Origin of the sequence: Rhodoferax sp., assembly GCF_037143375.1 — a bacterium.
Classification (GTDB): domain Bacteria; phylum Pseudomonadota; class Gammaproteobacteria; order Burkholderiales; family Burkholderiaceae_C; genus Rhodoferax.
In genome coordinates this window covers 1-9,207 of record NZ_JBAWYV010000128.1, presented here as the reverse complement: position 1 = coordinate 9,207, position 9,207 = coordinate 1, and the positions used below count along the sequence as shown (strand labels likewise).

Below are 9,207 nucleotides of genomic sequence, written 5' to 3'. Positions count from 1 at the left end.
CGTCTTCAAACAAGACTTTGAGCTTGTCGGTGTCGTCCATTTCCACCGTCATATTCGCGCAGAAGAACTCGGCGGTGTAGTGCACCTTAAGCCAACCGGTGTGGTACGCCAGCAGCGAGTAGGCGGCCGCGTGTGACTTGTTGAAGCCATAGCCGGCAAACTTTTCCATCAAGTCAAAAATTTCGTCGGCTTTGGCTTCAACGATGTCGTTCTTGAGTGCGCCGTCGCGGAAAATCTGGCGGTGCTTGGCCATCTCGTCCGCGTCCTTTTTACCCATGGCGCGGCGCAGCATGTCGGCGCCACCCAGCGAGTAGCCCCCCAAAATCTGGGCCGTCTGCATCACCTGCTCCTGGTAAACCATGATGCCGTAGGTCTCGGAGAGCATCTTGGCCACCAGCGGGTGCGGGTACTCGACCACTTCGCGGCCATGTTTACGCGCCACGAAACTCGGAATCAGGTCCATGGGGCCGGGACGGTACAAGGCGTTGAGCGCAATCAGGTCTTCCAGGCGCGTCGGTTTGGCGTCTTTCAGCATGCCCTGCATGCCGCGAGATTCAAACTGGAACACCGCTTCAGTCTTGCCGTCACTGAACAGTTTGTAAACCTTGGCGTCGTCCAGCGGCAGGTTCTCGAAAGCAAAGTTTTCCTGGCCCTTGTGGCGCTTCATGATGAATTCGCGGGCAATCTCCAGAATCGTCAGCGTGGCCAGACCCAAAAAGTCGAACTTCACCAGACCAATGGCTTCCACGTCGTTTTTGTCGTACTGGCTCACCGCTGACTCGCTGCCGGGCTGCTGGTACAGCGGGCAAAAGTCGGTCAATTTACCCGGTGCAATCAGCACGCCACCGGCGTGCATACCCACGTTGCGGGTCATGCCTTCGAGCTTGCGGGCCAGTTCCAGCAGCGTTTTAACGTCTTCTTCTTTGGCTTCGCGTTCGGCCAGAATCGGCTCGTCGGTAGCGTAAACCGTTTTGTCGTCTTTTTTGCGGTCTGGCGGCGGCAGTTGCAGGCTGACACTGACACCCGGCTTGTTGGGAATCAGCTTGCTGATGCCATCGCAAAAGGTGTAGCTCATGTCCAGCACCCGACCCACATCGCGCACGGCGGCGCGGGCTGCCATGGTGCCGAAGGTGACGATCTGGCTCACCGCATTTTTGCCGTACTTGTCCTTGACGTAATCAATCACCAGATTGCGGTTGGTCTGGCAAAAGTCGATGTCAAAGTCGGGCATGGAGACCCGCTCCGGGTTCAAGAACCGCTCGAACAGCAAGTTGTATTGCAACGGGTCCAGGTCGGTGATCTTCATTGAATACGCCACCAAAGAACCGGCACCTGATCCCCGCCCTGGCCCAACCGGGCAACCGTTGTTTTTGGCCCAGATGATGAAGTCGCCCACAATCAAAAAGTAGCCCGGAAAACCCATTTTCAGAATGGTTTCAATCTCAAACTCCAGGCGCTCCACGTAACGCGGTCGCTCAGCCTCGCGCTTGGCAGCGTCCGGGTAGAGATGCAACAAGCGCTCCTTCAGCCCCTCATGCGAGGTGTAGCGAAAGTATTCGTCGGGCGTCATGCGCTGGCCATTGACCAGCGGTGTCGGAAATTCGGGCAACTGCGGCTTGCCCAGAACGAGCGTCAGGTTGCAGCGTTTGGCAATTTCCAGCGTGTTGGCCAGGGCCGAGGGCACATCGGCAAACAAAGCCTGCATCTCGGCACTGGATTTGAAATACTGGTCGCGCGTGAACTTGCGCACGCGGCGCTGGTTGCCCAGAATCTCGCCGTCCGAGATACAAACGCGGGCTTCATGCGCCTCAAAATCATCAGGCTCGGTGAACTGCACCGGGTGCGTGGCCACCACCGGCAAACCCATGCGGGCCGCCAGTTGCACGGCCGCCACCACCTGAACTTCATCCTCGGGGCGCCCGGCGCGCTGCAACTCCAGGTAAAAACGATGAACAAAGATACCGGCCAACTGCAGGGCGGCGTCAAAAGCACGCGCCTCATCACCCTGCACCAGTGCCTGGCCGACCGGCCCGGCCTGGGCGCCCGACAAAGCAATCAAACCCTCGTTGAGTTCGCGCAGCCACTCCAGCTTGATGGCGGCTTGTGCTTTGCTGCCGTGCTGCGTCCAGGCACGCGCCAGCAACTCCGACAAATTCAGGTAACCCTGCTTGCTTTGCACCAGCAACAGCACGCGTGACAGACTGGCGGTGTCTTTGCCCAAGCCCTCCAGCCAGATCTCGGCGCCGATCAGTGGCTTGACGCCGCGTTTACGCGCCTCTTTGTAAAACTTGATGGCGCCAAACAAGTTGCTCAGGTCGGTGATGGCCAGTGCAGGCTGCCCGTCGCGGGCGGCTGACTTGACGATATCATCGATGCGGTTGGTGCCGTCAACGACGGAAAATTCGGTGTGGAGGCGCAGATGTACAAACATAAAGCATTCTAAATTGGGGGACGGTCTTGCAAATTCTTGTCGTGGATGATCATGCGTTGGTTCGTGAAGGCTTGTGCCAGGTCCTGAAAGGGCTGGACGAGGACATTGAGGTTTTGGAGGCGCCCCACTGTGCGCGGGCGTTTGAGCTGGCTGCCTTGCACCCGGGCCTCGATCTGGTGTTGCTGGATTACCACTTGCCCGACATGAATGGGCTGGAAGCGCTGGCCATTTTTGGCCAAAGGCACCCAGAGCTGCCCATCGTCATGCTGTCGGGCTCCGTCAACCCCAGGATCATGCGCCAGGTGATGAACCAGGGTGCCGCTGGGTTCGTCACCAAATCCGGCAAAAGCCAAGAGTTACTGGCCATTTTGCGGCTGGTGTTGGACGGTGAAATTTACTCTCCGCCCGACTTGCTTAACGAGAGCCGCCCCATGCCGCTGGACGACTCGAAAACCGGCTACTCACCCCTGCCGTTCACTCCGCGCCAGGAAGCAGTGCTGAATTTACTGCTGGATGGCCGCTCCAACAAAGAAATCAGCGAGGCCCTCAACCTGGCCGACGAAACCATCAAGACGCACGTTACCGCCATTTTGCGGGGCTTTGGCGTCAAAACGCGGGTTCAAGCGGTGTTGGCGGCGGGACGCCACGGCTATACAAAATCTTCGCCACTGGCCTGAGGCACCAACATCAAGCGTCGAATCAGGTTGCGCAACTTGGCCGGGCGCACCGGCTTGTGCAGCAAGGTGTGACCGGCCTCTTTCGCGGCCTGCATCAGGGCCGGATCGGTGTCCCCGCTCATCAGACAAGCGGGAATGGCGCGCCCGGCAAAGGCGCACAAACGGCGAATGACCTCAATGCCGTTTTCGCCGTCCATCAAACGATAGTCGCTCACGATCACCTCGGGCACCAAGCCGTTTTCAAGCTGCTCCAGCGCGGTGGCCAACCCTTCAGACGAACCCACCACGCAACCCCAAGATTCGAGCAAGCACACCAGGCTCTCTCGTGCCAAAGCGTCATCTTCCACCACCAGCACCACCAGTCCCGAAATATTGTCCTGGCTGACCGTGCGAAACGGGCTTCTTCGATCTACTTCGGTGCCTAGCGGCACCAAAGGCACCTCAAGGCTAAACCGGGTACCCACCCCCGGTCGCGAGAAAAACTGAAGCCGGTGCCCCAGCAACTGGGCCGTCCGGTCGACGATATTCAGTCCCAAGCCCAAGCCCTTGCTGCGGTTTCGTTCTGAATTACCCACCTGAAAAAACTCTTTGAAAATGGACTGGTGATGCTCTGTTGCAATGCCAATGCCACTGTCCCATACTTCAATGCGCACCATGCTCGCATCGTTGGAGACACGACAGGCCACCAACACACTGCCGGTCACCGTGTATTTCAAGGCATTGGCCACCAGATTTAGCAAAATACGGTGAATCAACGTGGGGTCGCTCATCAGCCAGACATCCGACGGTCGAAACCGCAGACGAATGCCTTTGTCTGCAGCCGTCAGGGCCAAGCCACTGCGCAACTGCTCAAAAATATCGACCAGTGCAAACGGCCGCACTTGAACCTGCACCGCCTGCGCATCCAGGCGGGAAATATCCAGCAACCCATCCAACAAATCCTGCATGGCCAGCACCGAAGCGTCCAGGTTTTCAATCAGGTGACGGGTCTGGGCATCGTGCGGCAACTGCGCCAGACGGGATACGAACATGCCCAGTGCATGCGTGGGCTGGCGCAAATCATGGCTGGCAGCGGCCAGGAATCGCGACTTGGCGAGAGTGGCTGACTCGGCCTCATTTTTTTTCTCACGCAGGGCAAAAGTGGCATCCACCACGCGCTGCTCCAACTCATCACGCCCAAATTCCAGTCGCTCGGCCATCAAATTCAGGCCGTTTTGCAGATCACGCAGCGGATCATCAGGCACCACGATGGCGCGAGCCGAGAGATCGCCGCGACCAATGCGTTCGATCAGACTGGAGACACGCATGATCGGGCGCAACACACCCCGCCCAAGCCACAGCGCCACAAAACCACCAAACAGCAAGCCGCCCAGTGTGATCAAAATGCCTGTGATCAAAATATCACGCTCACGACGAAGACGTGCATCATGCGAAAACTCGATCAGCACATTGCCCAACAATTCAGGAGGTTCTTTGTCAGACGTCGCCCGGGTCTCATACAAGTCATCCAACTTGACTTGACTGGCAATGATGGGTTGCGACAATAAATCGGTGCGCTTGTTGGGGTCGAATCGCTCGGTTTCCAGCCTGCTCAAGCTCCACGGCGTGGTGTAGGACGGTTTGCCGGCACGCACCAGTATTCGACCTGTTGCGTCAACAATGACCACAGAACTCACATCCGGCTCGCGCAAGGCGCCACTGGCAATGGCCTGCAAATGGGTAATATTGGCTGAAAAAAGGCCGTACTCGCTGGCCGTGGCGAGTTGGCGCGCCAGCGAGCGGGAGCGTTGGCTTTGGGCATCATCCACATCCCCAAACCGAACCAGCAAAAACACGGTGGCCAGCAAAATGGCGATCAGGGTTACCGGCAACAACGCAGCCAGCACCAGGCGACTTCGGATGTCCAGGATTTTCAAGGCGCCCCCTCCCGGCGCAGCAAACGAGCCCGCAAGGCCGCGCCATCCAGGCTGAGCCCGAGCGACCTTGCTACATGCTCGTTAACAGCTACTGAGAAATCCCGTGAATAAAGTGGCGTTGCCGACAAAGCCTTGTCTTGCAACACGCCCCAACTGAGTACACCCGCTTGCACCCCGATCTGGGCTGGCGTGACATGCAAAGCCAACAAGGCGCCCGCACGTACATAGGCGGGAGAAAAAGCGACCATCGCAATCTTGGCCCGAAAGGAGGCCAGCAAAATATTATGAATGTTGCTGCTGTTGTAAACCAGTGGATCCGCCTGGGCCAACAGCACATCAGCGTCTTCCAGAACCCGCTTGAGATTGGGGAAAAGCGACTCATCGCGCCCCACCGTGGCTTCAACGACTTCCAGCCCCCGCGCTTGCGCCTGCGACTTCAGAGCAGCAGCTTGCGACTGCGACTCTGGCCCCCACAACACCCCAATACGACGCGCCTCAGGCAAGGCCAAACGAATCAATTCCAATTGACGGCTCAAGGGTTGATCGAGGTACAGGGCCGAAAACTGCGGCGATGACTTGCGGCCACTGGCTTGCAGGGCACGCTCAAAACTACTGCGAGGCAGCAGTGTGCACAGCACCGGCACGCGCAACTCCGACTTGGCCAGCGCGTTGGCAGCCGCCGAGCCCAGTGCCACAAAGAGGCGTGGCGCCAGCGGCCCAGCGGCGGCTAATTCCCCCACGGTGACTTGCAGCATCTCGTAGCGCGACAAGCCACGGCTTTCCAACTCGCTGACCAGCGCCTCAGCAGCCTCCACATAAGCGGGGCTGCGCTCACTGCTCACGATCACCACGACCGGAGCGGCTTGCACAGGCAAAGCCAAGCCCGCGAAACAAATCAGGCAAAGGGAGAGCAGCAGACGCAAGAAAAAGTGCTTTGACATGGCTCAGTGGTCTACTTTGAGCATCACGAAAGCTTGCTGACGGAATTTGAATTCGGGCACAAAATCCAGGTTGGCCGGCCCCAGGTTCTGAACCACCACGGACACTTCGCCCCGCTTGGCCCCAAAGCGCAGCGGCCAAGCGAGGCGCACATCGGTGCGGCTCATGGCCGGGGCCATCTCTCCAGAACCTGCAAAATTTGTGGTGTCTGCCTGGTGGTACATCAGGCTCAGGTCGGCACCGCCCGGCAACCTCTGCATCAGCATGAGACCTGAACTCAGGTAGGGCTGGCGCTTGTAACCCGTGCTGCCATTGTCAGTCCAGCTGCTGTCCACCAGCGACTGGTTTAGTATCACTTGCGCACCGGCCCATGGGCGCCATTTCAGTTGGTACTCGATGCCGTGAATGTCGAAGTTTTCGACGTTGGCAAAGTCAATCGTATAACCCCCATAGAACAAACCATCGGCGTTCGGATAGGCTATGTATTTGATGGAATCTGTCACCTTCTCATGGAACAGGCGTACATCCAGATTCACCCCAAGACGAGGGAAATCTCCAAGATAGCCAATTTCATGCGAAACAATTTTCTCCGGTTGTACCCCGCCGCGCGAAGCCCGATCAACCACCACCCGCGGCGCACCATCAACGTTAAGGTAATAGCGCGTGTTGCTGAACTTCTCGTAGGTGCTGGGGGGGCGTTGCGCCTGCGACGCGCCCCAGCGCAAAGTTTGCCCCTGCGCCACATGCCAGTTAAGCATGACCCGTGGCATGAAACTGTCACCTTCAATGCTGCTTTTCTCCCACAAGCCCCCTGCATTAAGAATCAGGTCCGGTTGAATACGCCACTCTACATTGCCAAACAGGCGAGAAAAATCGGTCACAAAATCAGCATCGGTGTCGTACAGCGGCTTGGATGTCACGCGCTCCTGGCGAAGTTCTGCGCCCCAAACCGTGCGCAGTTGGGCGCTTTGGCGAACCGTGTGCTGAAAAGACAGCTGATCGCTACTGGCCTTGCCGCTGACATCAAAGGCAATGTTGCCGCTAAAGTGCGAATCAAGTTGGGCTGAATCGACTGGAAACGCATCCTGCGTTGACTCGTTCGTTCGGGAAAAACTGAGTGCGATATCCTCGTTTTCACTGACACTGCGGCGCCAGTCCAACTGGACAAACGACATGTTCATGGCGCGCACGCGTGCATTGTTTTCAATATTGCCGAGGTAGCCCACACCGGCATCTACCTGCGTCTGCCCGGCCCGCACGTCAAGCTGATCACCGGCACCCAGCCGCAGGTCACCCCGAAAGTTAATGCGCGAGACCGTATCGGGACCACTCGAACCCAAAAGACCAGCATCAGCGCGGCGATCCACCCCCAATCGAAAATTCCCCACGCCAGACGCCCACCCAAGGCTCGCCCGTGCATCGTTGATGCGGTTGTCACCCGAGGCCAAATGCGCGCCCAGGCCCAGCGTTTCAGCCGGGTCTCGCGTCACGATATTGATCGTGCCCAAAAAGGCCCGGGCACCGTAGGCAGCCGAATTGGAACCGCGCAGCACCTCAATGCGTTCAATATCTTCCAGGGCCACGGTCTGCATCCCCGTGCTTGTTTGGCCTAAAAAGAACGGGGAATAAACCGAGCGGCCATCGACCAGCAGCTGCGTCCGGTTGGGGAAATCAGTCAAGTTATTGTGATAGCTGACCTCGGGCGCCCCGGCCTCGAAGGAATTGCTCACCCGAAAGCCCGGCACCAAGCGCATCAAATCCGCCACATCGCGGGCACCGGACAGGCGAATCATGTCGCGATCGAGAATGGTGACGGCACCCGGTGTCTCGTCGAGCCGCTGCGGCAAACGGGAGACCGACAGAACGATCGGCACATCGTTCAAAAAATCTTTCTCGGAGATGGGCTCAACCTGCTGCGCTTTGGCCTGAAAAACTACAACGAGCGAAAGCAAGAAGGCAATTTGCCTCCATTCGCGCTGATTAGTTGGGTTTCTCATAGGTAGTCAGGCTGAGCGTGTGGATCAGTTCTCGATCCGAAGGGTCACAAAGGCGCGACGCTGGAACTGGAATGCCGGAATGAAGTCTGCATAAGGCAGACCCAGGTTTTGCACCACCAACGCCACCTCACCCCGATTGGGACCAACGCGCAAGGGCAAAGCCAAACGAATATCTGTGCGGGTCATGGCAACTTTATTTAGCCCACCCGCCCCTTGCAGCACCACCGTGCCACTGTCCTGGTGCATCAGGCTCAGGTCCAGACCCCCAGAAAATTTCTGAAAAAAGCTCAGCGTACTGGCCAACTTGGGCGCGGCCAGGGCGGTGTCGAGATCAACCGAACCAATGTCGGTATAGGCCTGATTAAAAATGAACTGGGCGCCGCGCCAGGGTTGCCATTTCAACTGGTACTCATAGCCTTTGATCGTGAAATTTTCGCCATTCATGTAGTCCCATGGCGTGGAGGGAAGCAGCGATGGCTCGTTAGGTAAAGCATATTTCTGATGCAGGACAAACCCCGAAATTCGCTCGTGGTACATACGTACATCCAGATTGACACCCAGTTTGGGAAAGTCGCCCAGATAGCCCAACTCGCGAGTCACCAAACTTTCAGGCTGAACATTGCCTGTAGGCAGTGTGTTTATCTGGATCAGTTGGCCATTCGATAGATAGCGGTAATTGCTGTATTTCTCAAACGTGCTGGCCGGACGGAAGGCTCTGGAAATCCCGGCGCGCAGCGTTTGACCCCCAGCAGCATGCCAATTAAGCATCACTCTGGGTGCCAGACTGTCGCCACTGTCGCTGCTGTGTTCCGCCATGGCACCGGCATTGAGCACCAGGCTTGGCCTGATCCGCCACTCGGCGTTGCTAAAAAGTCGTGTGAAGTCTGTTACCAAGGGCGTATCGGTGTTGTACAAGGGTTGGGAGATAACCTGTTCACGCCTGAACTCAGCGCCCCACACCACCCGAAGGCTCTCGCCATGCCGAAAGGTGTGTTGTAACGATACTGAGTCGTTGACTGACCGCCCGCTGCCCTCAATCGCCACACTGTCGGCCAGACTCGCCACTCGACTCTTAAAAACCGGATCACTTGAGAACGCAGCAACCAGATTTTTGTAATCCACCAGCGAATAAGGATACGAATCCTGGTAAGAATCCTGCGTGTGAGAGAAATTGAAAGCCAGGTCAGAATCCGCACCCAAACTCCGCCGCCAATCCAGTTGAGCGTACTCAGAGCCCAATACAACAT

The 9,207-nt window shown here is 57.6% G+C and carries 6 protein-coding genes; 1 reads left to right on the top strand and 5 read right to left on the bottom strand.

Annotated elements, in window-relative coordinates; all coding sequences use genetic code 11:
• The coding region (gene dnaE, locus WCG50_RS15120; protein ID WP_336900434.1) for a DNA polymerase III subunit alpha at positions 1 to 2,431 on the bottom strand (2,431 nt) is incomplete at its 3' end.
• A 26-nt stretch (positions 2,432 to 2,457) separates the two neighbouring features.
• Here dnaE and WCG50_RS15115 point away from each other — a divergent pair.
• Positions 2,458 to 3,108: a response regulator transcription factor gene (locus WCG50_RS15115; RefSeq protein WP_336900433.1), complete on the top strand. Its 651-nt coding sequence runs from the start codon at positions 2,458 to 2,460 to the stop codon at positions 3,106 to 3,108.
• Here WCG50_RS15115 and WCG50_RS15110 read toward each other — a convergent pair.
• From WCG50_RS15110 to WCG50_RS15095, 4 genes are all read right to left on the bottom strand, one after another.
• Entirely contained in the window at positions 3,081 to 5,024 is a 1,944-nt protein-coding gene (locus WCG50_RS15110; protein ID WP_336900432.1) for an ATP-binding protein, read from the bottom strand. The genes WCG50_RS15115 and WCG50_RS15110 overlap by 28 nt on opposite strands.
• A complete protein-coding gene (locus WCG50_RS15105; RefSeq protein ID WP_336900431.1) occupies positions 5,021 to 5,965 on the bottom strand; it encodes an ABC transporter substrate binding protein in 945 nt (314 codons plus the stop codon). The genes WCG50_RS15110 and WCG50_RS15105 overlap by 4 nt, the downstream gene beginning before the upstream one ends.
• Positions 5,966 to 5,968: 3 nt before the next feature.
• Complete coding sequence (locus WCG50_RS15100; protein ID WP_336900430.1) at positions 5,969 to 7,915, bottom strand: TonB-dependent receptor; 1,947 nt, start codon at positions 7,913 to 7,915, stop codon at positions 5,969 to 5,971.
• Between the two features lie 69 nt (positions 7,916 to 7,984).
• A partial coding sequence (locus WCG50_RS15095) for a TonB-dependent receptor (protein ID WP_336900429.1) occupies positions 7,985 to 9,207 on the bottom strand: 1,223 nt, incomplete at its 5' end.

Coding starts and splice junctions, on each gene's coding strand:
- WCG50_RS15105 (WP_336900431.1), bottom strand. CDS start 5,965: ATGTCAAAGCACTTTTTCTTGCGTCTGCTGCTCTCCCTTTGCCTGATT.